This window comes from Cupriavidus sp. SW-Y-13 (assembly GCF_009793345.1).
Classification (GTDB): domain Bacteria; phylum Pseudomonadota; class Gammaproteobacteria; order Burkholderiales; family Burkholderiaceae; genus Cupriavidus.
On record NZ_WHLX01000001.1, the window covers coordinates 2,359,675 to 2,383,385 of the forward strand.

At 61.7% G+C, this 23,711-nt stretch carries 25 protein-coding genes and 4 tRNA genes; 10 read left to right on the forward strand and 19 right to left on the reverse strand.

Annotation, left to right across the window (positions count from 1 at the left end):
- Nucleotides 1-46 precede the first annotated feature (46 nt).
- Both GA566_RS10500 and murI read left to right on the forward strand, forming a co-directional pair.
- A complete protein-coding gene (locus GA566_RS10500) occupies nt 47-1,570 on the forward strand; it encodes a fumarate hydratase (RefSeq protein WP_160472709.1) in 1,524 nt (507 codons plus the stop codon).
- Nucleotides 1,571-1,733: 163 nt separating this feature from the next.
- Nucleotides 1,734-2,549 carry a glutamate racemase gene (gene murI, locus GA566_RS10505; protein ID WP_160472710.1) on the forward strand — a complete coding sequence of 272 codons (816 nt, stop codon included), beginning with the start codon at nt 1,734-1,736 and terminating at the stop codon, nt 2,547-2,549.
- 4 nt (nt 2,550-2,553) lie between these two features.
- On the opposite strand, the gene GA566_RS10510 is transcribed toward murI, so the two are convergent.
- Nucleotides 2,554-4,869, reverse strand: coding sequence for an ATP-binding protein (locus GA566_RS10510; RefSeq protein WP_160472711.1), 2,316 nt, complete (start codon nt 4,867-4,869; stop codon nt 2,554-2,556).
- A gap of 454 nt (nt 4,870-5,323) precedes the next feature.
- Between GA566_RS10510 and GA566_RS10515 the strand changes: the two genes are divergently transcribed.
- The 4 genes from GA566_RS10515 to GA566_RS10530 all read left to right on the forward strand — a co-directional run bounded on the left by GA566_RS10515 (nt 5,324) and on the right by GA566_RS10530 (nt 7,789).
- Nucleotides 5,324-5,980, forward strand: a complete 657-nt coding sequence (locus GA566_RS10515) for an energy transducer TonB (protein WP_160472712.1) — start codon at nt 5,324-5,326, stop codon at nt 5,978-5,980.
- Between the two features lie 52 nt (nt 5,981-6,032).
- The gene (locus GA566_RS10520) at nt 6,033-6,770 is read left to right on the forward strand and encodes a MotA/TolQ/ExbB proton channel family protein (protein ID WP_137923078.1); all 738 of its coding nucleotides are present in this window, start codon (nt 6,033-6,035) and stop codon (nt 6,768-6,770) included.
- Between the two features lie 26 nt (nt 6,771-6,796).
- On the forward strand, nt 6,797-7,210 hold the full coding sequence (locus tag GA566_RS10525; RefSeq protein ID WP_137923079.1) for a biopolymer transporter ExbD: 414 nt from the start codon (nt 6,797-6,799) through the stop codon (nt 7,208-7,210).
- Between the two features lie 255 nt (nt 7,211-7,465).
- Entirely contained in the window at nt 7,466-7,789 is a 324-nt protein-coding gene (locus tag GA566_RS10530) for a hemin uptake protein HemP (protein WP_137923080.1), read from the forward strand.
- A 234-nt stretch (nt 7,790-8,023) separates the two neighbouring features.
- Here GA566_RS10530 and GA566_RS10535 read toward each other — a convergent pair whose 3' ends face one another.
- The 4 genes from GA566_RS10535 to GA566_RS10550 form a co-directional block, all read right to left on the reverse strand.
- A complete protein-coding gene (locus GA566_RS10535; protein ID WP_137923081.1) occupies nt 8,024-8,431 on the reverse strand; it encodes a heme-binding protein in 408 nt (135 codons plus the stop codon).
- 180 nt (nt 8,432-8,611) lie between these two features.
- Nucleotides 8,612-8,842, reverse strand: a complete 231-nt coding sequence (locus GA566_RS10540; protein WP_137923082.1) for a hypothetical protein — start codon at nt 8,840-8,842, stop codon at nt 8,612-8,614.
- Between the two features lie 142 nt (nt 8,843-8,984).
- Nucleotides 8,985-9,182, reverse strand: a complete 198-nt coding sequence (locus GA566_RS10545; RefSeq protein WP_137923083.1) for a hypothetical protein — start codon at nt 9,180-9,182, stop codon at nt 8,985-8,987.
- Nucleotides 9,163-9,522, reverse strand: coding sequence for a hypothetical protein (locus tag GA566_RS10550; protein ID WP_160472713.1), 360 nt, complete (start codon nt 9,520-9,522; stop codon nt 9,163-9,165). Before GA566_RS10550 ends, GA566_RS10545 begins: the two co-directional genes overlap by 20 nt.
- Before the next feature lie 195 nt (nt 9,523-9,717).
- Between GA566_RS10550 and GA566_RS10555 the strand changes: the two genes are divergently transcribed.
- A tRNA-Leu gene (locus GA566_RS10555) sits at nt 9,718-9,804 on the forward strand.
- 29 nt (nt 9,805-9,833) lie between these two features.
- Here the strand turns inward: GA566_RS10555 and GA566_RS10560 are convergent.
- The gene (locus GA566_RS10560) at nt 9,834-10,925 is read right to left on the reverse strand and encodes a YeiH family protein (RefSeq protein WP_137923085.1); all 1,092 of its coding nucleotides are present in this window, start codon (nt 10,923-10,925) and stop codon (nt 9,834-9,836) included.
- 102 nt (nt 10,926-11,027) lie between these two features.
- Between GA566_RS10560 and GA566_RS10565 the strand changes: the two genes are divergently transcribed.
- A complete protein-coding gene (locus GA566_RS10565) occupies nt 11,028-11,945 on the forward strand; it encodes a LysR family transcriptional regulator (RefSeq protein ID WP_137923086.1) in 918 nt (305 codons plus the stop codon).
- A gap of 71 nt (nt 11,946-12,016) precedes the next feature.
- Here the strand turns inward: GA566_RS10565 and GA566_RS10570 are convergent.
- The 5 genes from GA566_RS10570 to uvrC form a co-directional block, all read right to left on the reverse strand.
- Nucleotides 12,017-12,090, reverse strand: a tRNA-Cys gene (locus GA566_RS10570).
- Between the two features lie 103 nt (nt 12,091-12,193).
- A tRNA-Gly gene (locus tag GA566_RS10575) sits at nt 12,194-12,269 on the reverse strand.
- A 77-nt stretch (nt 12,270-12,346) separates the two neighbouring features.
- Nucleotides 12,347-12,422: transfer RNA gene (locus GA566_RS10580), tRNA-Gly, on the reverse strand.
- A 180-nt stretch (nt 12,423-12,602) separates the two neighbouring features.
- Nucleotides 12,603-13,202, reverse strand: a complete 600-nt coding sequence (pgsA, locus tag GA566_RS10585; RefSeq protein WP_137923087.1) for a CDP-diacylglycerol--glycerol-3-phosphate 3-phosphatidyltransferase — start codon at nt 13,200-13,202, stop codon at nt 12,603-12,605.
- 138 nt (nt 13,203-13,340) lie between these two features.
- Entirely contained in the window at nt 13,341-15,392 is a 2,052-nt protein-coding gene (gene uvrC / locus GA566_RS10590; protein WP_202126685.1) for an excinuclease ABC subunit UvrC, read from the reverse strand.
- 144 nt (nt 15,393-15,536) lie between these two features.
- Here uvrC and earP point away from each other — a divergent pair, with 144 nt between their 5' ends.
- Complete coding sequence (gene earP / locus GA566_RS10595) at nt 15,537-16,691, forward strand: elongation factor P maturation arginine rhamnosyltransferase EarP (RefSeq protein WP_137923230.1); 1,155 nt, start codon at nt 15,537-15,539, stop codon at nt 16,689-16,691.
- Nucleotides 16,692-16,820: 129 nt separating this feature from the next.
- On the forward strand, nt 16,821-17,381 hold the full coding sequence (efp, locus tag GA566_RS10600) for an elongation factor P (RefSeq protein ID WP_137923088.1): 561 nt from the start codon (nt 16,821-16,823) through the stop codon (nt 17,379-17,381).
- 78 nt (nt 17,382-17,459) lie between these two features.
- On the opposite strand, the gene nagZ is transcribed toward efp, so the two are convergent.
- From nagZ to lepB, 8 genes are read right to left on the reverse strand one after another with little or no spacing between them, the layout of a single operon-like run.
- Complete coding sequence (gene nagZ / locus GA566_RS10605; RefSeq protein WP_137923089.1) at nt 17,460-18,509, reverse strand: beta-N-acetylhexosaminidase; 1,050 nt, start codon at nt 18,507-18,509, stop codon at nt 17,460-17,462.
- 6 nt (nt 18,510-18,515) lie between these two features.
- Entirely contained in the window at nt 18,516-18,944 is a 429-nt protein-coding gene (gene acpS / locus GA566_RS10610) for a holo-ACP synthase (protein ID WP_137923090.1), read from the reverse strand.
- Nucleotides 18,941-19,723: a pyridoxine 5'-phosphate synthase gene (pdxJ, locus tag GA566_RS10615; protein WP_137923091.1), complete on the reverse strand. Its 783-nt coding sequence runs from the start codon at nt 19,721-19,723 to the stop codon at nt 18,941-18,943. The genes acpS and pdxJ overlap by 4 nt, the downstream gene beginning before the upstream one ends.
- Before the next feature lie 25 nt (nt 19,724-19,748).
- The gene (gene recO, locus GA566_RS10620; protein ID WP_160472714.1) at nt 19,749-20,633 is read right to left on the reverse strand and encodes a DNA repair protein RecO; all 885 of its coding nucleotides are present in this window, start codon (nt 20,631-20,633) and stop codon (nt 19,749-19,751) included.
- A gap of 5 nt (nt 20,634-20,638) precedes the next feature.
- Entirely contained in the window at nt 20,639-21,577 is a 939-nt protein-coding gene (gene era, locus GA566_RS10625) for a GTPase Era (RefSeq protein ID WP_137923093.1), read from the reverse strand.
- A complete protein-coding gene (rnc, locus tag GA566_RS10630; protein ID WP_137923094.1) occupies nt 21,574-22,344 on the reverse strand; it encodes a ribonuclease III in 771 nt (256 codons plus the stop codon). The genes era and rnc overlap by 4 nt, the downstream gene beginning before the upstream one ends.
- A gap of 4 nt (nt 22,345-22,348) precedes the next feature.
- Nucleotides 22,349-22,747, reverse strand: a complete 399-nt coding sequence (locus GA566_RS10635; RefSeq protein WP_237380144.1) for a DUF4845 domain-containing protein — start codon at nt 22,745-22,747, stop codon at nt 22,349-22,351.
- 51 nt (nt 22,748-22,798) lie between these two features.
- Nucleotides 22,799-23,695: a signal peptidase I gene (lepB, locus tag GA566_RS10640; protein ID WP_137923095.1), complete on the reverse strand. Its 897-nt coding sequence runs from the start codon at nt 23,693-23,695 to the stop codon at nt 22,799-22,801.
- Nucleotides 23,696-23,711: the final 16 nt, after the last annotated feature.

The following is a 23,711-nucleotide window of genomic DNA, read 5'->3' on the forward strand; positions in this document are numbered from 1 at the left end:
GGGTATCATCCCGGGCTGTGTTTCACCGCTGCCCTCCCCCACAAAAATGACAGTCATCAAGCAAGAAGACCTCATCCAGAGCGTCGCCGACTCGCTGCAGTACATCAGCTATTACCACCCGATGGACTACATCACCAGCCTGGGCCGTGCCTACGAGCTGGAACAGAGTCCGGCCGCCAAGGATGCGATTGCACAGATCCTGACCAACAGCCGCATGTGCGCCGAAGGCAAGCGTCCGCTGTGCCAGGACACCGGCATCGTCACGATCTTCGTCAAGGTGGGCATGGATGTGCGCTGGGACGGCGCCACGATGGGCCTGACCGACATGATCAACGAAGGCGTGCGCCGCGGTTACACGCACCCGGACAACGTGCTGCGCGCCTCGATCGTCAGCCCGCCCGAAGGCGCTCGCAAGAACACGAAGGACAACACGCCGGCCGTGATCCACTATGAGATCGTGCCGGGCAACACCGTGGACATCCAGGTGGCGGCCAAGGGCGGCGGCTCCGAGAACAAGTCGAAGTTCGTCATGCTGAACCCGTCCGACTCCATCGTTGACTGGGTGCTGAAGACCGTGCCGACGATGGGCGCCGGCTGGTGCCCGCCGGGCATGCTCGGCATCGGCATCGGCGGCACCGCCGAGAAGGCGATGGTCATGGCCAAGGAATCGTTGATGGAGCACATCGACATCCAGGACATCATCGCCCGTGGTCCGAAGGACTGGATCGAGGAAATGCGCGTCGAGCTGTACGAGAAGGTCAACGCGCTCGGTATCGGCGCGCAGGGCCTGGGCGGCCTGGCCACCGTGCTCGACATCAAGATCATGGCCTCGCCGACGCACGCCGCGTCGAAGCCTGTGGCGATGATCCCGAACTGCGCCGCCACGCGCCACGTGCATTTCGTGCTGGATGGCAGCGGCCCCGCCGTACTGGAAGCTCCGGACCTGAACGCCTGGCCGAAGGTGGAATGGGCACCTGACACCGAGAAGTCGCAACGCGTGGACCTGAACACGCTGACGCCGGAACAGGTGGCTGCATGGAAGCCGGGCCAGACCCTGCTGCTCAACGGCAAGATGCTGACCGGCCGCGACGCCGCGCACAAGCGTATCGCCGACATGCTGGCCAAGGGCGAGAAGCTGCCGATCGACTTCACGAACCGCGTGATTTACTACGTGGGCCCGGTGGATCCGGTGCGTGACGAAGTGGTTGGCCCGGCTGGCCCGACCACCGCTACCCGCATGGACAAGTTCACCGAGACGATGCTGTCGCAGACCGGCCTGATCGCGATGATCGGCAAGGCCGAGCGCGGCCCCGTGGCGATCGAATCGATCCAGAAACACAAGTCGGCCTACCTGATGGCCGTCGGCGGCGCCGCGTATCTGGTGTCGAAGGCGATCCACGGTGCCAAGGTGCTGGCGTTCGAAGACCTGGGCATGGAAGCGATCTACGAGTTCGACGTCAAGGACATGCCGGTCACGGTCGCCGTGGACAGCTCGGGCACCTCGGTTCACAAGACCGGCCCGGCGGAATGGCAAGCCAAGATCGCCGGGATTCCGGTCGCTGCGGCTTAAGCTGCCTTGGTAGTGCTCCCCTCTCCCGCCCTGCGGGAGAGGGGTTGGGGGAGAGGGCTGGAGGTTCTGCTTGCCGCGATGGCTATTTGAACTGCCCACCCTCTCCCCCGCCCCTCCCCCACTTCGCGGGAGAGGGGAGAAAACCCCTCACCCCTCCCACCTCGTGAACCCCTCCCCCATCGGCATCTTCGACTCCGGCCTCGGTGGCCTGTCGGTCCTGCGCGAAGTCCGCGCGATGCTGCCGCATGAGCCGCTGATCTACTTCGCCGATTCCCGCTACGCGCCCTATGGCGACAAGCCCGAAGCCTTTGTGGAAGCCCGCACGCTGCAGGTGTGCGAGTGGCTGGTGACGCAGGGTTGCAAGGCACTCGTTATCGCCTGCAATACGGCGACCATGCACGCGGTGCAAACCCTCCGGGAACGATTGCAGGTGCCGATCATCGGCGTGGAGCCGGGATTGAAACCCGCTGCGGCATCGAGCCGAAGCAAGGTGGTTGGCGTACTGGCAACAGCCAATACGCTCAAGAGCACCAAGTTCAATCGGCTGCTAGGTTCACTCGATGGGGAGAGCCGCTACCTCTGCACGGCAGGGCACGGCCTCGTGAGCCTGATCGAACAGGGCGATATCTCTGGCCCTGCGATTCGCGAAAAGCTCGACACGTATCTTCAGCCGATGCTGGATGCCGGTGCCGACACGCTGGTCCTCGGCTGCACGCACTATCCTTTTCTTGCCGACACGATCCAAAACATGGTCGGCAACCGGCTCGCGCTGATCGATACCGGCCTGGCTATCGCACGCCAGCTCGCACGCAAGCTTGTCGAGTTCGACCTTGCGGCCAGTCCCGATGGCTCACCCGAAATCCGCTATCTGTCGACAAAGGATGCCGCACACCTGCACGACATGGCCGCAGCTTTACTGCATGTGGATGCCCGTGCAGAAACGGTCGCCATCGAACCGGCGCCAGCGCTTCCCGCCTGACGGACTATTGTGTGAATCCCACGGTTCGGTGATGCCGGACCTCGGGCTTGACAGCATGCTCCTGCCGCAACTGCGCCAGGAATTCGTCGGGTGTCAGCCCTTCCCCCAGCACGACAGACTGCCGCTTGACCGTGGCGAAATCGCCGGGTGTCAGGCAGTCCATCGCATCGAGATCGCGACGGATGGCGTCGGTCATGCGCGTCGCGTCACCATCGAGCGCTTCGTCGACGAACATTGTCGCTCGCTGGTCGGGCTTCAACGCGAGGAAGCGGATCTTGAACGAGAAACGCCGCAGCGCCGCCTCGTCGATCCGATCGAACAGATTGGTGGTGCAGACGAAGATGCCGTTGAAGCGCTCCATGCCCTGCAGCATCTCGTTGACTTCCGAGACCTCGTAGTTGCGCACGGCCTGCTGCCGGCTCTGCATGAAGCTGTCGGCCTCGTCGAGCAGCAGCACCGCTCCATCTTCCTCGGCCCGCGCGAACATCGCGGCGATCTGCTGTTCGGTCTCGCCCACGTACTTGCTCATGAGGTCCGAGGCGCGCCGGATCATCAGCGGCAGATCGAGCGCGGCGGCGATATGCTCGGCCAGCGCGGTCTTGCCCGTTCCGGGCGGGCCATAGAAACATAGCGTGCCACGCTGGCGGGCACCCAGCGCCTGCACGATCTTGTCCACTGCGTAGCGCGTTTCCAGGTTGAGATTGTCAAGCCTGTAGTGCGTGACCACCGGCCGCGCCTCGGCCTCGGGACGCAATCCCATGGCACGATCGGCATGCTCCAGTTGCCGCAGGATCAGCGCTTCCACCGGCTCATCGACATCGGGCCGCGCCAGTTCGACGAAGCGGGCGGCCGACTGCACCTGTGCTGGGGTCAGCGTCTTGCGCGCGGCCAGCGATGCCACGAACGCATCGCCCACATCCAGACTGCCCAGATGCTTGCGAATGATGTTCTCGCGCACCAGCGGCGGGGGAATCTTGAGTTCGAGGTGAAACTGGAAGCGCCGCAGATAGGCCGGGTCGATCTGACGGATCGAGTTCGAAATCCAGATCACGGGCACCGGGTTCTGCTCCAGCGTCTGGTTAACCCAAGCCTTGCCGTTGACCGATGCCCGCGTATCTTCCTGCCCGAACAGGCTCATCAGCTCCCGCGCGCTGCCCGGAAAAACGTCCTCGACCTCATCGAACAACAACGCCGTACGCGGCCGACCGCGCAAGAATGCCTGCGAGACCTGCAGCGAGCGATAGCGATCCCGCCCCGACAGGCTGTTGCCATCCCGGTCGAGACAGTCCACCTCATAGAGTTCACAGCCTGCCTCGCGCGCCAGCAGCCGCGCGAACTCGGTCTTGCCCGTGCCGGGTGGCCCGTAGATCAGCACGTTCACACCCAATGCGGTCTGGCGCGTGGCATTGCCAAGCAGCGCGGTGAGATAGCGCGCATCGGTCTCTACATGCGGATAGTCGCTCACGCCCAGCGTCGGGGGTGCCGCCGGACGCGTGAAGACGGCCATCATCTCGGCCTCGCTCGCATAGTTGCCGAGTAACACATGAAGCAAACGGTCGGACAGGCGCATCAGGTCGCCCAGGTCCGTCACGCTGTTCTCGGGCAAGGGCTGTTCGATCAGGTTCAGCGTCTCCAACCGCGAGCCGGGACGCAACGATGCCGCGATGTCGGCAGGGCTCGCGCCCGTCAGACCACCAAGAATCTGGAACGCTTCCTGGCTGTGCGCCACCTTGCAATCGACCATCACCGCGCGCAGGTCGCGCTTGTACTTGGCCAACGCCGCATAGAGCAGCAGCTTGCGCTCATGATCGGGCAGGTTCAGCACGTGGCTGAGCATGTCGATATTGCGAACCAGCAGCACACGCTCGCCATCGAGCCGGGCAGCAATCGCCGCAGACGAGGCCGCGAACACCGCGAACATGTCCTTGGCCTGGTGCTTTACGTATTCGTCGAGATAGTAAAACAGCGCACTTTCATCGAAGGCGCTGTTCCATTGGCCGTGGCGCTCCAGGAATGCCTCGGGCGTCAGGCGCGAAGCACCCTTCCACGCCGGCATGTCGGCGCATCGTGCGGACAGGAACCGCTGCACGCGCAGCACCACGCCATAAGGCCAGACCATTTCCTGCGCGCTGACGGTCAGCACGTCATTGATATTGCTGCGGAGATTGAACCGCGGGCCGAGCGCGCAGACCACGCGCAGCGCAAACTGGGCGCACATCCAGTCCAGCGCAGACGTGCCCGGCACACCGGCCGTCGCGCGAAGCAATGTGCTGCGGTCGTCCATCGTGCGGTCGTCTTCAGCGAAACGGTTGAAGTCCATGGCTGAGTCCCTTCGCACAGGGCTGGCGTCCGGACCGCGGGGCACGCCTGCCTATGCCTTGTCTGCCGCTAATGGGGAGTTTTCTGTTTATCGTAGCGCGGTTTTTCTCACCCGGGTATCGGACATGTTATGCAGGGCAGCGATTCCAACGTCACCGGACACGGACAATTGTGATGTTGCAGGCGCAGACCTCAACGGAAAGAATTCATTTAATGATTCTTAGCGCATTGCACGATGTGCAACAAATAAGAATCATTATCGTTTATACTACCCCGCTGATGCACGCTACCCAAGAGTGGCGCTCCCCGTTGGACCCCGTTTCGTCGGATGTACTTTCTGGAGCGTTATCATCATGGAACTGCTATTGAGCCTGCTGGTCGGATGTGGCATCTCGTTGATCCTCTTCTACCGCAAGTAACTGCGCCCCATGCGGGGTGGACCCGCCGTTTTCCTCATGTTCGATCAACGATTCTTAAAGATCACCGTTGCAGTCCTGCTGTTCCATGCCGGCCTGCTATATCTGATTCAGAGCGGGCTGGGACGCAAATTGACGGAGGCAGTCATCGCTCCCGAGATCATGGCCCGCATCATCCCCATGGAACCGCCCAAGGCGCCGGAACCCCCGGCGCCTACGCCCCCCAAACCTCAGCCTACCCCTCCCAAGCAGGTCAAGATGGTGACGCCGCGCCCGACGCCGCCCAAGCCGCAGCCGACGCCCGAACCGGTGGCATCGCTGCCGCCGTCGCCGACCGCGATCGAGGCACCGCCTGCGCCACCCGCACCGCCCGCACCCGAGCCACCCGCACCGGCCGCCCCATCGAATGCTGCCCCGCGTGCCGTAGGCATCGGCGAAATGGCCTGTTCGCAGCCCAGCCCCGTGTATCCGCGCCAGTCGCAGCGCATGGGTGAAACCGGCACGGCGGTGGTACGCCTGAACTTTGACGAAGCGGGCAAGGTCATCAAGGCCGTGGTGTCGAAGTCCAGCGGCTCCGAACGGCTTGACGAGGCAGCGGTGACTGCGGCGAAGAACATCCGCTGCAAGCCCTACACAGAAAACGGCCGTGCGCTGGCTGTGACGGCGCAGCAGCCGATCAAGTTCGAGCTGAACTAATTCCCCCGGAAATTTCCGACATACCTAAACACTGACTTTTTCAGGAACCACCATGCAGGACCTCGGACTCTCACACGTATGGGCGCAAGGCGATTTCGTCATGCGCGCGACCGCCATCATTCTGCTGGTGATGTCGCTGTTGTCGTGGATCGTGATTCTCACCAAGGCGTGGGATCTGGTCCGCCTCAAGAAGATGGCGCACGGCGCCGAGAAGCGCTTCTGGCACTCGGACGATTTCGATCACGCCCTGGACACGCTCGGCGCGAGCGACGCCAACCCCTTCCGCACCCTGGCCCTGACCGGCAAGGAAGCCGCGCAACACCATCGCGCCAGTGCACCGCAACTGCACGACGCGCTCGATATGTCTGACTGGCTGACCCGTTCGCTGAAGAGCGCGATCGACGAAGCCGTGTCGCGGATGCAATCCGGCCTGGCTATCCTGGCGTCGGTCGGTTCTACCGCACCGTTCGTCGGCCTGTTCGGTACGGTCTGGGGCATCTACCACGCCCTGATCGGTATCGGCGCCTCGGGCGTTCCGACCATCGACAAGGTGGCTGGCCCGGTGGGCGAAGCGCTGATCATGACCGCCTTCGGCCTGGCAGTGGCAATTCCCGCAGTGCTGGGCTACAACGCCCTGAGCCGTGGCAACAAGGGCGTGATCAGCAAGCTGAACCGCTTTGCGCACGACCTGCACGCCTACTTCGTGACCGGCGCGCGTCTGCGTCCGGCTACCTCCGCTGCCCGCGCTGCCGCCGACGACGCTTCGGTGCGGCTGGCGGTCAAGAACTAAGCGCAGCGCGCTGAAGGAAACGCATCATGGCATTCGGCACACTCGACGGTGACGATGATGAAGTGATGAGCGAGATCAACATGACGCCGCTGGTCGACGTCATGCTGGTGCTGCTGATCATCTTTATCATCACGATTCCCGTCATCAACCACGCGGTCAAGATCGACCTGCCGCGGGCGACTAACCAGCCCAACGACACCAAGCCCGTGAACATCAACGTCTCCGTCGATGCGCAGGGCAAGGTGTTCTGGAATCAGGAAGAAGTGGATCCGGCCCAACTGGAGCAGCGCATTGCAGAAGCCGCGCTGCTCCAGCCGCAACCCGAGCTGCATCTTCGCGCCGACCGCGACGTCAAGTACGAGAAGGTGGCCGAGGTGATGGCCGCCGCCCAGCATGGCGGACTCGGCAAGATCGGCTTCATCACCGAACCGAAGCGCTGATTCTTTCGGCAACACTTGGCTCGGTTGTAAGAGGGCACCCCTGGCGGGTGCCCTTTTTCATGGGCGCGAAGTACCGATGCCCTCACAGATGTAACGACATGCAAACTTCACGCATCGCCCCCTTGTAATGATAACAATTCTCATTTATGATCATTTCCATCGTGATTTGCCCAGCCGCTGTGGCGAATCGCAACCCTGACACCCAGTGATCCGGTGAATCCACCAACCCACTGAAAGCTTCGAACGGAGAAGACCATGAGCACTCTGAGCCTGCCGCTGTCGCAACCGCGTGAAGTCACGCGCCGCCGCCTTTCCCTGCGCCGCGTGGAAGTTGCACCGCAGGCGCGTCGCGAGGTATCTGCTGCTCCCTCCGCACTGGAATCGGTCAAGTCAGTGGTCGCTGCGCTGCCCGCACGCCTTGAGGCTCTGATGCGCCAAGCGCCTGCCAGCAATACCGACACACCAGCAATGCCGCTGGAAGCCATCATGCAAGGCGCCACGACGCTGCCGATCCTGCATAACGGCGATGTCTACACACTGCGCGTGACGCGCTATGGCAAGCTGATTCTGACCAAGTAATCTGCGCCGACCCGATTGCAACGAGCAGGGCCGGACGGGCTCTAACGACTTTTGTGGGGACCACCCTTCGATGGGTGTTAGGCAGTAGCCAGACGATCGGATTCAAGCGGTACGGCAGGATTCCAAACCCCTTGCCGCACCGCCCGATGCCAGCCATGCCACCTTTTTATACCGCCCCGCAGGCATTGCGCCTGCGGGGCTTTTTACTTCTGATGACCGCTGACGGCCGGAAGATCAGAGACCCAGGGCAGCGATGCCCGCGCGTGCGATCTGCGCGTCTTCAGTGGACTTCACGCCGGAGACACCCACTGCGCCCACCACCTGATTGTTCGCAACGATAGGCACGCCGCCTTCCAGCATGCCGTGCAACACCGGCGCGGTCATGAACGAGTAGCGGCCGTTATTGATCATGTCTTCGTAGATCTTCGACTCGCGGCGACCCAGCGACGCCGTACGCGCCTTTTCCGTGGCGATGTAGGCGGAGATCGGTGCCACGCCGTCCAGACGCTGCATGCCGAGCGGATGACCACCGTCGTCGACGACAACAATCGTGACGGCCCAGTTATTGGCCTTGGCTTCTGCCTCGGCAGCAACCAGTACTTTCTTCACGTCATCTGCCGTCATTACGGTTTTTTGCTGCATACCTCTCTCCATCGGTTCAGGGTTGAGGTCGCAGTATATCGCGCGAGCTTCTCGCGAAAATGCGAAAGCACTTCGCACGGCAGTTGAAAGTCCTTCACCTGCATACCGCTTGACTGCTTCCGTCCAAATGAAAAGACCCGCGTTTGCGGGTCTTTTCGAATACTGTCCGGCGCCGGCAATTCACGCACCGTCCGAGAACGCGTCGCGCCTGTCATTCACCCGGGCGCCATCCAGGAATACGTCGCGCTTATCGACGGCACGCGCACCGTCGGTGTAGGTGTCACGCGAATCCGCAACGCGCTGGCCACCGCTGTAAACATCGTATTTGACCGGTGCGGCAAACGCCGAAGCCGACAACCCAGAAAGTGCGCCGATAACGGCGAGCGTAGCAATGCGAGATTTGACGGTCATATGATTCCCCTTCTTGCGAGTTTCGGACAATCGCCGCGCCATCAGCCAGTTGTATCTCGTATCGCTGCTGTGGGGGCGGCGGCATCTCTTCCATATTAGGGAGAAACCCTCGGAGAACGTTGAGTCCCCTTGACGCGTAGCGTCAAAAACTTTGAGCGACGAATTGAGTGGGGAACTGACAACTCAGACGTCCAAACACGGCATGTAGGAATCCACGAAGCGGCGCTTTTTCAGAGAAAAGAAATAGAAAAAGCCCCGACAGGGGCTCTTTCATCAAATCTAAGCGAGGTGTGAAAGGTTCGAAACCGGTCAGACCTGTATTAGCGATGACCGTGGCCATGACCATGTCCATGGCCGTGACCATGACCCCGACCATGCCAGCCAGGACCGTAGTAGGGCCGAGGACCGTAGTAGCGCGGACCACCGCCGTAATAACGCGGACCGTAATAGACCGGCGCAGGGCGAACCACCACTGGGGGCGGGCCATAGTAGACCGGTGCCGGTGCAACCACCACCGGGGGCGGAGGCGCATAGTACGCGGGTGCTGGCGGGTAGTAGGCAGGCCCGCCTACCACGACGCCCGGGACGCCGATCGCGACGTCAACGTTCACACGCGCCATTGCAGCGCCCGACGCCAGCGCGGCGGCCACACCGAATGCTGCGAACAACCAACGTTTCATGATCGTGCCTCTACTGTCAGGGATTCTGATATCGCTATTGTACGAGGCCCCCGTCTTTGAGGTGAAACGGAGGTATCGACATTGTTACCGCCAGTAACAGCGAGATCACATCGAACAGTGAGCTTGTCGCGACGCCTGGGCGAGGTTTCGGCTTGCTTCCCAAGGGCGAAGCCACCACAATACCGGGCTTGCCGTGCGGCCGTGGAGAAATTGGTAGACTCAGCAGACTTAAAATCTGCCGCTCTTACGGGCTTACGGGTTCGACCCCCGTCGGCCGCACCACTTCCCTCCCCTTCCCTCTCCTCGGCCAGTCACACCAGCCATGCGCAGAGCACTGCGCCCGCACCCATCAGGAAGACGAACAACAGGCCGGCAAGCGCCAGCGGCTTGCGTCCAGCGCGTAGCAGATCGCTAATGCGAGTATGCAGGCCGATCGCGAGCATCGCGCAGGCCAGCAGCCAGTTGTCGAAGGCCACCAGCGCAGGCTTCCACTCTGACGGCACCAGGGCAGCCGAGTTCAGCGCCATCACGGCAACGAAGCCCACGGCAAACCACGGTACCGAGCGCAGCAGCCCGCGCAGATTGCGATGGCCACCTGCTTCCTGCGACCAGCTTGTACGCGGCCACAGGGCCATGATCAGCAACAAGGGGCCAAGCGCCAGCACGCGCACCATCTTGGCGACCACCGCCGCATCAGCCGTGGCGTCATTGATCATCTTCCCCGATGCGATGACCTGGGCCACTTCATGTAGCGTGGCGCCTGTGAAGATCCCGAAGGCGCGATCGCTGACAGCCACGTGCCAGTGTTGCGTCAACAGTTCATGGATCCACGGGTACAGCAGCATGCCGGCAGTGCCAAACAGGACGACTGTCGCCACGGCCACGGCAGTCTGCCGATCGTCGGTGCGGACCACCGAAGCCACGGCAATCGCAGCCGCCGCACCACACACGGCACTTCCCGCACTGACCAGAATAGCCTCGCGACGACTCAGGCCGAAGAAACTCGACCCCACCCAAGTACCAAAGAGCAGCGTCGCGACCAACATCATCAGCGGCACCGCTACCCCGCCGACACCAAGCGCCGCAATCGCGCCAAACGTCAGACGCAGGCCGTAGAGCGCCACGCCGAGCCGCAACAAATGATGTCGGGCGACCTGCATGCCGGGCGCCAACGGCGTCAGCCAGTGCTTCGGCATGGTGTTTGCCGCCACCATGCCTGCACACATGGCCAGCGTCAGCGCCGACAGCCCGTATTGCGAAATCGCCGGATGATCCGCGAGCACCTGTGCCAACCACGCGATTGCCCCGAGGGGAATGAGTGTCAGCAGTCTCTTGCGCCACAACGTGATCGCGGACGGGGCAAGAGAGGTGGCTACTGTGTGCGGGGCAGGAGTCGTGGACATGGCAGCGACGGCGTTCTTGTTGAATGACCGAAGCGTACGCATCCGTGATCAACCCGTAAAACGGGTAATATCGTTATGCGTAAACAGTTTTATCGATAGATCATGGATCAGCGTCCACTTCGTCTCACACTCCGCCAGCTTCAGGTCTTCGTCGCCGTCGCACAGCATGGAAGCACCATGGCCGCAGCCAACGCGCTAGCGATGTCGCAGTCCGCCGTCAGTGCATCGCTCGCCGAACTAGAGCGCGCACTAAACGGCGCATTGTTCGACCGCGTGGCGCGTCGCCTGTCCATTAACGAGGCGGGGCGGCAATTTTTCCCACGCGCGCTGTCCCTTCTGGATCAGGCGCATGAACTGGAACGCTTTGCCTCGGCAAGCGGCGTGCAGCTCCGTATCGCCGCCAGCAATACGATCGGCAGCTATATCCTGCCCGCGCTGCTGGCGGGCTTTCGCAATGCGCAGGCTGGTCCGTGCACGCTGGACTTACGGATTGGAAATACCCAGGACGTTCTGAATGCGCTGATGCAATTCGACGCCGATATCGGACTGATCGAGGGAACCAGCCACGAACGCGACCTGCGCAGCGTGCATTGGTGCGACGACGAGATGGTGGTGATCGTCGGTCCTGGCCATCCGCTGGCAACGGTAGCCCATCAGACCGAGGCGCTGCACGAGATGCTGCGAGAGGCTGACTGGATCGTGCGAGAACCTGGATCGGGGACCAGGGAGATCATCGAGGCCCGCCTCGTGCCAGCGCTAGGCACCCTTCGATTTGCCCTTGAGCTGGGGAATGCGGAGGCGATCAAGCGTGCGGTGATGAGCGGCTTTGGCGTCAGTTGCCTCTCCTTGCACGTTGTGCGCGACGAGATCGAGCGCGGCCTGTTAGTCGCCCTGCGCCAGGGCCTGCCTCGCGTGATTCGACCGCTGCAATTGGTAGTCCATCAGGACAAGTTCCCAACGCAGGGTCTGCTCGCTTTCACCGAATACTTGCGAGGTGCCGCGCCAACGTTGGCACCGTGAACTGTTGAAAAGGTATGCGGGAAGCGAGGAAAACAAAAACGGCGCCACATCGGGCGCCGTCTTGCTGATACTGGAGGCGGAGGTCGGAATCGAACCGGCGTACACGGCTTTGCAGGCCGCTGCATAACCACTCTGCCACCCCGCCAGGTGACGATCCTGAATTGTATCCGTATTCGCTGCGCACATCCTGTGCAACGCGGAGACAATCCCTGGAAAGAAAAAGGGAAGCACTGCTTCCCTTTGGGATGTGGAGCGGGAGACGAGTCTCGAACTCGCGACCTCAACCTTGGCAAGGTTGCGCTCTACCAACTGAGCTACTCCCGCATACAACTTTTACTGCGTGGCAGCGATGCTGCCAATCTGCCGATCCGACGAATCCGAATCACCAGATGCCATTAACCTGGAGCGGGAGACGAGTCTCGAACTCGCGACCTCAACCTTGGCAAGGTTGCGCTCTACCAACTGAGCTACTCCCGCAGGGTCCTGCATACTACCGAAAAGCAGACTATCGCGCAACTTCTTTTAACTACGCAGCTTTATGCTGGCAATTCGCACTAAGTCCTGCTTATCTTGCTGCCTTCGTTTCTGTCGTCAGCAGCGAGAACGAGATTATTGCAAAAGACGAACCGGCTCGTCAACAACTTTTTGCAGGGATTTTCATTTTTGCGTGCGGGCGCTGGTCAGTGCATCGCTGCGCTCGCGGATCTGCGGCCACGCCAGCTTCATGTAGTAAATCATCGACCATAGCGTGAGCACCGCAGCCAGGTAAATCATCCAGCCGCCGAGCACTGACGCGTCGATGCCCATCAACGAATCGTTAAACAGTAGCAGGGGAATGGCAACCATCTGCACCGTGGTCTTGAGTTTGCCCAAAAAGTTGACGGCGACGCTCTTGGACGCGCCAATCTGCGCCATCCATTCACGCAGCGCCGAAATCGTAATCTCACGGCCGATGATCACCAGCGCGATCAGATCGGCCACTCGACCCAGTGCCAGCAGCGAGAGCAGCGCGGCGGTGACCATAAGCTTGTCCGCCACCGGATCCAGGAAGGCGCCGAAGGATGAAGTCTGGTTCCAGCGCCTGGCCAGGAAGCCGTCGAGCCAGTCCGTCGCCGCCGCGATGATGAAGAAGGACGCCGCCGTCACGTTCTTGGTATGCATCGGCAACCAGGCTTCCGGCAGGTAGTAGACCCCGACGACAAGCGGAATCATGGCCACGCGGAGCCAGGTCAGCAGGATGGGAATATTCAATGGCATGTGCGAGGGGGTCTGGGAGGCGCGAATCAGCCGAGCCTCCGATATCGGATGGGCGATTGTCGCCTATTTCGGATCAAACCCGATAATTTTGGGCGGAAGCCGCACAATTGCCAAGGCGCAACCCCTACCCGGCGTCGATCAATGAAGCTGCCGATAGATTTCCTCGGCCAGCGTGCGCGAGATGCCATCCACGCTCGCCAGCTCGTCGATACTCGCTGCCATCACGCCACGCAAGCCGCCGAAACGCGTCAACAGTTTCTGGCGGCGGCGCGCCCCGATGCCCTCGATTTCCTCGAGTCGCGATGTCGTACGCGCCTTGGCCCGCTTCGCCCGCATGCCGGTGATCGCAAACCGGTGCGCCTCGTCGCGGATCTGCGCCACAAGCATCAGCGCAGCACTCCCTTGCCCAAGTTCCAGCGATGGTCGCCCATCGGCAAAGATTAGCGTCTCCAGCCCGACCTTGCGACCCTCCCCCTTCGCCACACCGACCAGCAGGCCGATGTCGAGGCCAAGTTCCTCGAACACCTGCCGCGCCACCTCCACCTGCCCCTTGCCGCCGTCGATCAGCACCACACGCGGCATCCTCGGTACCCCTTCGGCCCCTACGTCGCCGGGGTCGCCACCCTCTTCCTGAATCTGTTCGACAAGCTTCTGGTAACGACGGGTCAGCACCTGCCGCATCGCTGCGTAGTCATCGCCCGGGGTGATATCGACAATATTGAAGCGACGGTACTCGCCATTCTGCATCTCATGGTGGTGGAACACCACGCACGATGCCTGAGTTGCTTCGCCTGCCGTGTGACTGATGTCGAAGCACTCGATGCGCAGCATCGAAAGGTCCTCCATGTCGAGACTGATGGTCTCGGCCAGCGCCCGTGTGCGCGCCTCCTGACTGCCTTGTTCAGCCAAACGGCGTGCCAGCGCGAGGTCGGCACCCTGTATCGCCATTTCGAGCCAGATCCTGCGCTGACCTTGCGGCTGCCGTACCAGCGCCACCTTGCGGCCTGCCTGCATCGAAAGGGCCTCCACGACGGCACTATCCGCAGGCAGGTGACTGACTACGACAATGGGCGGCGCGGTCTGATCCAGGTAATGCTGAATCATGAAGGCCGACAGCACACGCGCGGCAATCCGATCGACGGTGAGCACACCATCTCCCGACATGGCTCCGGCCTCCCCCTCGCCACCGGCATCGTCGCTTTCCTCGACGATCATCGCCGCTTCGTCGGCGTGAGCGGGGAAATAGGCCTTGTCGCCCAGATGCCGACCGCCGCGCACCATCGCCAGGTTTACGCAAGCGCGGCCGCCCTGGACCGCCACGGCCAGGATGTCAATGTCACGGGCCTGGCCAACCTCTTCCACCGCTTGGCGCTTGAGCACGGTGGAGAGCGCACCGATCTGGTCGCGCACGGCGGCCGCCTGCTCGAATTCCAGTTGCACCGCGTGCGATTCCATCTTGGACTGCAGCGCTTCAAGCACCTCGGTTTCGTTGCCCTGCAGGAACCGCGCGGCATTGCCAACATCGCGTGCGTAGTCCTCCGCGCTGATTGCGTCCACACATGGCGCCGTGCAGCGATGGATCTGGTGCAGGAGGCACGGGCGCGTGCGGTTGTTGAACACCGAATCCTCACAGGTACGCAACTGGAATACCTTCTGCAGGATCTGCATGCTCTCCCGAACCGCGTGGGCGCTCGGGAACGGGCCGAAGTACTGGTGCTTGCGATCGGTGGCACCACGGTAGTAGGCCATGCGCGGGAACTTGTGCCCGGTCAGCTTCAGGAATGGATAAGACTTGTCGTCCCGAAACAGGATGTTGTAACGAGGCGCCAGCGCCTTGATGAGATTGTTCTCAAGCAAGAGCGCTTCAGCCTCGGTACGCACCACAGTCGTCTCGATACGGGCGATCTTGCCCACCATCATCGCGATGCGCGGCGATAACTGTGTCTTGTTGAAGTAGCTGGATACGCGCTTCTTCAGGTCCCGCGCCTTGCCCACGTAGAGCACGTTACCGTCGGCATCGATATAGCGGTAGACGCCAGGCAATCCGGGCATGCGCGCCAGGATCGGGCGTGGATCGAACTCGGGTACATCCGGTGGCTCGGATGCCTGCCGTGGCTGCAGCGGCTCCGAAACAGAGTCTGTCGGCGAAGGCGCCGGGTCAATCGGGGAAGCGGATTCCTGCTCGGGCATCGGGATTGTGGGACGAATATAAGTGCCTTGCTGCGCCGGACCACGCCGCCAAAATGCGACGCCAAACCACGGTGCTGGCCTAGAATCGCAAGTTTAGAGCAATTCTTCCCCGAGACTTTTCCCAAGGGGATCGCCCTCACCGCCATGCCAATCCGTTCCTGGGATATCTTCTGCACCATCGTCGACAACTACGGCGATATTGGTGTCTGCTGGCGACTTGCCCGCCAGCTTGCGCAGGAGCACGGCCATACCGTCAGGCTCTGGGTAGATGACCTCCACAGCTTCGCGAGACTGGCTCCTGAACTCGACCCGACGGCCGAACGGCAACGGCTGGCGGGCGTTGACATCCGCACCTGGCAGCCCGCCAGCGCCGACGCGCCGTTTGACGCCCCCATGCCGCACGATGTCGTGATCGAAGCCTTTGCCTGCCACTTGCCGGCCCCGTTCCTGCAAGCCATGGCCGCAGCGCCGCGCAAACCCGTATGGCTGAACCTTGAATACATGAGCGCGGAAGACTGGGTGGCGGAGCATCATGCGATGGCGTCACCGCACCCGCGCCTGCCGCTGACGAAGTATTTCTTCTTTCCAGGCTTTGCCCGCGGTACCGGTGGCTTGCTGCGAGAATCGATGATTGGCGCTTCGCGCGATGCGTTTCGTACCAGCCCCGCCGCCCACGCCGCACTATGGCACCGGTTGGGCGTAAAGCCCACGCCGGATGCGTTGAAAATCAGCCTGTTCGCCTACGCCAATCCTGCCACCCCTGCGCTGCTCGACCAATGGCAGCACGGCGATTTATCCATCGACTGCTTCGTGCCACAAGGCCTCGCCGCGACGCAGATCGAAGCGTGGCTTGGTGCATCGATGCAGCCCGGCACCTCGCATCGTCGCGGAAACCTTGTACTGCACGGCATCCCTTTTGTGCGCCAGGAACACTATGACGAATTGCTGTGGGCCTGCGACATCAACTTCGTGCGTGGCGAGGATTCCTTCGTGCGCGCCCACTGGGCTGCCCGGCCGTTGGTCTGGCACATCTACCCGCAAGACGACGATGCGCACCACATCAAGCTCGACGCCTGGCTGACGCGTTTCGCTCGCGCCGGTGTTGCGCCGGACGCCTCCGCCGCATTGCGCGAGTTCTGGCACACATGGAACGGCTACGGTGGAACCCCGGACTGGGCGGCGCTTTATGCACAACTGCCGGCGCTGACCGCCGGGATGGACCGCTGGCAGCGGCAGTTGCAGCACCTGGGCGATCTGGCTGCGAATCTGGTGGACTTCAGCGAAAATCGGGTAAAATAGCCGGTTGATTTTGATGGCGGGCCCCAAGTTTCAAGGCCAAGAACAAACTGCCGGCTGCGCGCCTTCGCCACACCGCTTTTCCGGGCCGATATCGAACCCGGACCAAATTTTTTCAGGAAGACAGTTCAGATGAAAATCGCACAGGAACTCCGCGTCGGCAACGTGTTCATGATCGGTTCCGACCCGATGGTGGTTCAGAAGGCCGAATACAACAAGTCGGGCCGTAACGCCGCCGTCGTCAAGATGAAGTACAAGAACCTGCTGACGGAAGCCCCGGGCGAGTCCGTTTTCAAGGCCGACGACAAGTTTGAAGTGGTCATGCTCGACCGCCGCGAATGCACGTACTCGTACTTCGCGGATCCGATGTACGTCTTCATGGACGCCGACTACAACCAGTTCGAAGTCGAGAAGGACAGCATGGGTGACGCGCTGAACTACCTCGAAGACGGCATGGCTGTTGAAGTCGTGTTCTACAACGAGAAGGCCATCTCGGTGGAAATGCCGACCACGCTGGTCCGCGAGATCATCTATACCGAGCCGGCCGTCAAGGGCGATACGTCGTCGGGCAAGGTGCTCAAGGGCGCCAAGATCAATACCGGTTTCGAACTGCAAGTGCCGCTGTTCTGCAACATCGGTGACAAGATCGAAATCGATACGCGCACCGGCGAATACCGCAGCCGCGCCAACTAAGCTTCACGGCGCCACGCGATAAAAAAGGGCAGCTTCGGCTGCCCTTTTTGTTCTTCTGCGCAACTTCGCCTGAGTGCCTCAGGCGATCAGCGCCAACTCCTTCAACAACCGCAAGGACGCCCGGTACTCGCCCTCTTGCTCGAGCTTGTTCCAGTCCAGCGGCTTGCGTCGACCGAACAGCTTCCGAATGCGGCGCTGCGATGCCTTGCTGGCCGGCGTATCCAACTCCGTCAGCAGTTGGTCGGCCTTATCGGGGTTGTTGCAGATCAACACCATATCGCAGCCGGCATCTAGCGCGGCGCGCGCGCCCTGCGTAACGCTGCCGGCCACACTGGCACCTTCCATGCTGAGGTCGTCGCTGAAAATCACACCTTCGAAACCAAGCTGCGCACGCAGGATGTCCTGCAGCCAGAAACGCGAGAAGCCGGCGGGGTTGGGATCGACCTTCGGATAAATGACATGCGCCGGCATGACCGAGGCCAGCGCCGGACCCATCCAGTCATAGGGACGGGCGTCGTGTGCCAGGATCTCCTCAAGCGGACGCTCGTCGACCGGCACAGCCACATGCGAATCCGCCTCCACGTAACCGTGTCCAGGGAAGTGCTTGCCGCAGTTGGCCATGCCAGCAAGCAGCAGGCCATGCGTCAGGTGGTTGGCCAGCATGGTGACCACGCGCGGATCCGCATGGAACGCGCGATCTCCGATCACGCCACTACGGCCAAAATCGAGATCGAGCACGGGCGTGAAGCTCAGGTCAATGTCGCAGGCGCGCAGTTCGGCTGCAAGTACATACCCGCAGGCGATAGCGGCCTTGGTGGCCAGAAGCACATCGCGGTCCCATAGCTGGCCGAGCTTCGCCATGGCCGGGAGGTGCGTGAATCCATCGGTCTTCGCACGTTGCACGCGACCACCTTCATGGTCGATACAGATCAGCACATCGTCCCGGACGTTACGAATCGCGCGCGTCAGCGCAGTCAACTGTGCGCGCGATTCGAAATTGCGCGCAAACAGGATGACGCCGCCGGTCAGCGGGTGTGCGATGCGTCGTGCGTCCTCGGCATTGAGCTTCTTTCCCACCACGTCGAGCACTACCGGGCCCGGATGCTTGCCAGTCACTTTCTTGTTCATATCGATTCAGTTCGAGGCGGTTTCAGGCAACAGACCGGACACGCTGGTCTGCTCCGCGATCGCAAACGCGACCGCATAGTCTTTTTCGTCACTGACACTGACACGGATGGTCAAGCCGCGTTCCCGCACCCAGTCGGCCAATTCGCCCGTGCATTGCGGCGTGGGCTCGCCCGAGGGCAGGTTCAGCAGCTCCATCGCGCGCCACGTCATCGGCCAGCGCATACCGAGGCCGATGGCCTTGGAAAACGCCTCCTTGGCAGCGAAGCGCGTGGCCAAAAAGGCCAGGCCGCGCTTCTCCGAGCGCGCCTTGCGTGCGTGATAGACCTTCAGTTCGCGTGGGCCGAGCACCTTCTCGGCAAATCGACCGCGCGTGCGCTCCATTACGCCCTGCACGCGATCAATCTGAATGATGTCGGTGCCGACACCGTAGATCACGCGGCTTGCCCCGGCACCGGATAGCGCGTACCCAGGCGAGCAGCCACCATGATCGCCTTCATCTCGCGCACGGCATTCTGCCAGCCGACAAATACGGCATGGGCAACCACTGCATGACCAATGTTCAGCTCCTTGATGCCAGGCAGCGCCGCGATCGGCTGAACGTTGGTGTAGTGCAGACCATGCCCCGCGTTAACGATCAGGCCATGCTTCTGCCCCGCATTCACGGCTTCGGCGACACGACGGAACTCCACATCCTGCACTTCGGGCGTGTGAGCCTCCGCGTATCGGCCCGTGTGAATCTCGATCACCGGCGCCTTGCACGCAGCGGCAGCGGCAATCTGCTCCGGGTCCGCATCGATGAACAGCGAAACGCGGATTCCCGCATCGGCCAGTTGGCGACATGCCGCGCTGACCTGTTCGAAGTGGCCCTTCACATCGAGTCCGCCTTCCGTGGTCACTTCCTCGCGCTTCTCGGGCACGAGGCAGACGTCCTGCGGCTTGACCTGACAGGCAATGTCGAGCATCTCCGAGGTGACGGCGCACTCCAGGTTCATGCGCGTGGCCAGCTTCGGGCGCAGCGCGAACACATCGGCGTCGCGGATATGCCGGCGATCCTCGCGCAGATGCAGCGTGATCAGGTCCGCGCCAGCTTCTTCGGCTTGCAGCGCAGCCTGGATCGGATCGGGATAGACCGTGCCGCGCGCATTGCGCAGCGTGGCAACGTGATCGATATTGATGCCCAGGTCGATGACCCCGGGATTCGCGTGGAAGATCATGCCGGCTTGCTCGAAAAAATGAATATCAAAGGTATTGCAGATCAATCAGGATCTGGCGCGTCTTGAGCGGCTCGCCCTGCAGATAATAATGCAGAAGAAACCGCATCAGCGCGCGGCTTTGCGCTGCGGTCTGCGCGCGCGAGTAATCGTCCTGCGCCATGTCGAGCAATGTCTGGCCCGCCACCACCGGCCAGCTCGACGGATCGCTTGCATGCGCACGCCGCACGCCCCGTTCAGGCTGGTAGACGTAGTCGAACCCTGCCTGCACACGCTCGCCACTCTTCACGCACTGGTCAAACGCCACGGCGAAACCGGTTTCCTGCAGCAACACACGCTCGAAGCTGCGCAGCACGAGGCTGGCCGATTCGCCATGCGCCAGCCGCGTCAGCGTGATCATGTAGTGCTTGAACAGTGCGGGATGCGAATCCTCGCGAGGGCAGAATCGCAATAGCAATTCGTTGAGATAGAAACCTGACAGCAGGGCATCGCCCGCCAGCGGCAACATGCCGCCCACGTACTCGGCCTTCGTGAGGGTCTTGACCTCGCCGCGCCCGGTCCACGACATCGAGATTGGATGAAAATGCTGGAGCACCGGGCGCAACGCCGAATGCGGACGCTTGGCGCCCTTGGCCACCATCGCCATGCGTCCATGGTCACGCGTGAACACATCAAGGATCAGGCTTGTCTCGCGATACGGATACGCGTGCAGCACAAATCCGGCCTCGTTGCTGACCCGCAATTCCGAGCGGGCCGGCACGATGCGCATGGCGCGATCCATCATTTCCCGGCCAGCCACGACCGCCGGACTCAAGGCTCCGCCTACGCCGGACTCCAGCACCTCGGCAGCCTCCTCGGCAATGGGATCGGCACTGCGCGCCCGCGGCACGGCGGCGCGGCGCACGTCAGGCATCTTGCTCACTCGTAGCCGTAGGCCCGCAACCCGGCTTCGTTATCGGCCCAGCCGCTCTTTACCTTGATCCACATTTCCAGGTAGACCTTGCCGTCGAACAACTTTTCCATGTCAAGGCGTGCCTCGGTGGAGATCTGCTTGAGCTTGGCACCCTTGTTACCGATGATCATGGCCTTGTGCGCGTCGCGCTCGACAAGGATCGTCGCGAAAATCCGACGCAGGCGCCCTTCGGTCTCGAACTTGTCGATGATCACCGTGCTTGTGTAAGGGAGTTCGTCGCCCGTCCAGCGGAACACCTTCTCGCGGATGATTTCCGATGCCAGGAAGCGCTCGCTCCGGTCGGTCATGGCATCCACGTCGTACATCGGCTCGCCTTCGAGCAAATAAGGACGGATGATGGCCAGCAAGCGCTCGATGTGATCGTGTGTCTTGGCCGACATCGGCACCACTTCCGTGAACGGGAAGCGCTGCCCCATCTGCTCCAGGAACGGCATCATCACTTCGGTGCGGCCTTCGCCGATCCGATCGAGCTTGTTGCACACCAGCAGCACCGGCGTGTTCTTCGGCAGCAGCGACAGCACCTTTTCATCATCGGCGCCGAAATACCCGGCTTCCACAACGAACAGCACCAGATCCACCGACGAGAGCGTCGACGTAACAGCACGATTGAGCGTGCGGTTCAGCGCGCTGGCATGGCGAGTCTGAAAACCTGGCGTATCAACAAACACGAACTGTGCGTCGTCCGTGGTCTGGATACCCACTATCCGATGGCGCGTTGTCTGCGCCTTGCGCGACGTGATACTGACTTTCTGGCCGACCAGCGCATTCATCAGCGTGGACTTGCCGACATTGGGACGGCCAACGATGGCCACGGTGCCGCAACGAAATGCCGGGGCACCGGAAGTGTCCGCCGCTTGCTGCGACGGAGGGAGAGAATCGGTCATTCCTTCAACCTGAGAGACAACTGGGGATCCGGGGGCACCGGCTGCTTGCGTGTCTTGCCCGTACGCTCGGCGCGGCTGCGCTTGAGCAACTGGGGCACGAGCTTCTGGACTTCGTCCAGCGCCAGCTTGGCCGCCGCCTGTTCGGCCGCACGCCGCGAGGCGCCGGTGCCAAACACGCGCACCTCCAGTTTAGGCACGATGCACTCGACTTCAAATTGCTGGCTGTGAGCCGCACCGTGCGTGGCGATGACGTTGTACTGCGGCAGGGCGATCTTGTGGCCCTGCAGGTACTCCTGGAGCAGCGTCTTGGCGTCCTTGCCCAGTGTGCGCGGATCCACCTGCTCCAGAATCGGGATATACAACTTGCGGATCAATGCGCGGGCGGCATCGAATCCCGCGTCCAGGAACACCGCACCGACAATCGCCTCAAGCGCATCGGCGAGAATCGATGGGCGGCGGAAACCGCCGCTCTTCAACTCACCCTCGCCCAGACGCAGCACCTCTGAGAGCTGGAGCATCTGCGCAATCTCGTAGAGCGCCTGTTGCTTGACCAAGTTGGCCCGCACGCGCGACAGATCGCCTTCGTCCAACTTGCCGAACATGCCGTACAGCATGTCGGCCACGGCGCAATTCAGCACCGAATCGCCCAGGAACTCCAGGCGCTCGTTGTGATTGGCGCTATGGCTGCGATGCGTGAGCGCCTGCTGCAGCAATTCGGGCTTGCTGAATCGGTAGCCGAGACGTTGCTGCAAGGCGTCGAAGGTCATGTCGTTACTGCGTTCCCGAATAGGTAATCAAAAAGCTTAATGGACCGTAGATTTTCACCTCGGTCCGGTACTCGAATCCAACCGAGCGAATCCGCCCGGTATCGTCTTCCGTAATATCCAGATCTTCACCATGGATCGACCGGATATCGTCGATCGAGGCTTGCTTGTCGAAGCTCGCGGCCAGTTCCTTGCGGTTGCTGGAATTGTCCCGTGCGTAATTCACCGCACGCTTGACCGAAAAATATTCCATCACGCTGGGTATCGACTTCAGCGCGGGGATTGCCACCGCGATGATGAGGAGGAGAATCACCAGCAGCGATCCCATCGAAAAGCCACGTGATTTTTTCGTCACGCCAGCACGGGCACAACCCCGGCTTCCCCGAAACCAAATTTCTTGACCCATCTGCGCTGCCCTCGTTTTTGAGTGTTTTGCGCTGCGTGAGACTGCCAGGACTTACTTGAACGACCCCACGCGCCCGAAATTGCCCAGATTCATCCAGATCATGAATGCGCGGCCGACGATGTTCTTGTCAGGCACGAATCCCCAATACCGGGAATCCAGGCTGTTGTCACGGTTGTCCCCCATGACGAAATAGTGGCCTTCCGGCACCTTGCAGGTCAGCCCCAGCTGATTGTAAGTGCAGTTATCGCGGAACGGAAAATCCGGATCGGCGCCAGCGATAAACGCGGGCCGGTCAGCATCGTTAAGAATCCCGTGCTGGACGCCGCCTGGCAGCGTCTCGAGGAAGTGCCTGGAATATGACAACCGCTCCTCGTCGAGATAATCGGGCAGCTGCGTGTACTCCGCTGGCTTGCCGTTGATCGTGAGCTTCTTGTTCTCGTAACGCACCACGTCGCCCGGCACGCCGATCACACGCTTGATGTAGTCGAGCGACTCATCTTTCGGATAACGGAACACCATCACGTCGCCGCGCTGCGGTTCGCCAATGTCAATGACCTTCTTGTTCACCACGGGCAGACGAATGCCGTAGTTGTACTTGTTGACCAGGATGAAGTCACCGATCAACAGCGTGGGAATCATCGAGCCGGACGGAATCTTGAACGGCTCCACCACGAACGAGCGCAGCACGAACACTGCCAGGATGACCGGAAAGAAACTGGCCGAATATTCGAGCCACCACGGCTGCCGCAGCTTCTCTTCGGCAAGCTTGGCGCGCGACCGATCAATCTCCGGGCTGCCCGTTGCCGCCTGCAACTGCCGCTGCGCATCGAACTCCGCGAGCGCCAGTTGGGCCGTGCTGCGGCGTTGACGTTCGAATACCAGCTTGTCGGCAACCCAGGCAATGCCCGTAATGACCACCAGCACAAAAAGGATCAGTGCAAAATTCATGACGGCTCGGAGTGAT

Excerpts from the sequence above, each read along its gene's own strand:
- GA566_RS10500 (WP_160472709.1), top strand. The coding sequence starts at position 47 with ATGACAGTCATCAAGCAAGAAGACCTCATCCAGAGCGTCGCCGACTCG.
- GA566_RS10510 (WP_160472711.1), bottom strand. The coding sequence starts at position 4,869 with ATGGACTTCAACCGTTTCGCTGAAGACGACCGCACGATGGACGACCGC.
- GA566_RS10515 (WP_160472712.1), top strand. The coding sequence starts at position 5,324 with ATGTTCGATCAACGATTCTTAAAGATCACCGTTGCAGTCCTGCTGTTC.
- GA566_RS10520 (WP_137923078.1), top strand. The coding sequence starts at position 6,033 with ATGCAGGACCTCGGACTCTCACACGTATGGGCGCAAGGCGATTTCGTC.
- GA566_RS10525 (WP_137923079.1), top strand. The coding sequence starts at position 6,797 with ATGGCATTCGGCACACTCGACGGTGACGATGATGAAGTGATGAGCGAG.
- GA566_RS10530 (WP_137923080.1), top strand. The coding sequence starts at position 7,466 with ATGAGCACTCTGAGCCTGCCGCTGTCGCAACCGCGTGAAGTCACGCGC.
- GA566_RS10535 (WP_137923081.1), bottom strand. The coding sequence starts at position 8,431 with ATGCAGCAAAAAACCGTAATGACGGCAGATGACGTGAAGAAAGTACTG.
- GA566_RS10540 (WP_137923082.1), bottom strand. The coding sequence starts at position 8,842 with ATGACCGTCAAATCTCGCATTGCTACGCTCGCCGTTATCGGCGCACTT.
- GA566_RS10545 (WP_137923083.1), bottom strand. The coding sequence starts at position 9,182 with ATGGCCACGGTCATCGCTAATACAGGTCTGACCGGTTTCGAACCTTTC.
- GA566_RS10550 (WP_160472713.1), bottom strand. The coding sequence starts at position 9,522 with ATGAAACGTTGGTTGTTCGCAGCATTCGGTGTGGCCGCCGCGCTGGCG.
- GA566_RS10560 (WP_137923085.1), bottom strand. The coding sequence starts at position 10,925 with ATGTCCACGACTCCTGCCCCGCACACAGTAGCCACCTCTCTTGCCCCG.
- GA566_RS10565 (WP_137923086.1), top strand. The coding sequence starts at position 11,028 with ATGGATCAGCGTCCACTTCGTCTCACACTCCGCCAGCTTCAGGTCTTC.
- pgsA (WP_137923087.1), bottom strand. The coding sequence starts at position 13,202 with ATGCCATTGAATATTCCCATCCTGCTGACCTGGCTCCGCGTGGCCATG.
- uvrC (WP_202126685.1), bottom strand. The coding sequence starts at position 15,392 with ATGCCCGAGCAGGAATCCGCTTCCCCGATTGACCCGGCGCCTTCGCCG.
- earP (WP_137923230.1), top strand. The coding sequence starts at position 15,537 with ATGCCAATCCGTTCCTGGGATATCTTCTGCACCATCGTCGACAACTAC.
- efp (WP_137923088.1), top strand. The coding sequence starts at position 16,821 with ATGAAAATCGCACAGGAACTCCGCGTCGGCAACGTGTTCATGATCGGT.
- nagZ (WP_137923089.1), bottom strand. The coding sequence starts at position 18,509 with ATGAACAAGAAAGTGACTGGCAAGCATCCGGGCCCGGTAGTGCTCGAC.
- pdxJ (WP_137923091.1), bottom strand. The coding sequence starts at position 19,723 with ATGATCTTCCACGCGAATCCCGGGGTCATCGACCTGGGCATCAATATC.
- recO (WP_160472714.1), bottom strand. The coding sequence starts at position 20,633 with ATGCCTGACGTGCGCCGCGCCGCCGTGCCGCGGGCGCGCAGTGCCGAT.
- era (WP_137923093.1), bottom strand. The coding sequence starts at position 21,577 with ATGACCGATTCTCTCCCTCCGTCGCAGCAAGCGGCGGACACTTCCGGT.
- rnc (WP_137923094.1), bottom strand. The coding sequence starts at position 22,344 with ATGACCTTCGACGCCTTGCAGCAACGTCTCGGCTACCGATTCAGCAAG.
- GA566_RS10635 (WP_237380144.1), bottom strand. The coding sequence starts at position 22,747 with ATGGGTCAAGAAATTTGGTTTCGGGGAAGCCGGGGTTGTGCCCGTGCT.
- lepB (WP_137923095.1), bottom strand. The coding sequence starts at position 23,695 with ATGAATTTTGCACTGATCCTTTTTGTGCTGGTGGTCATTACGGGCATT.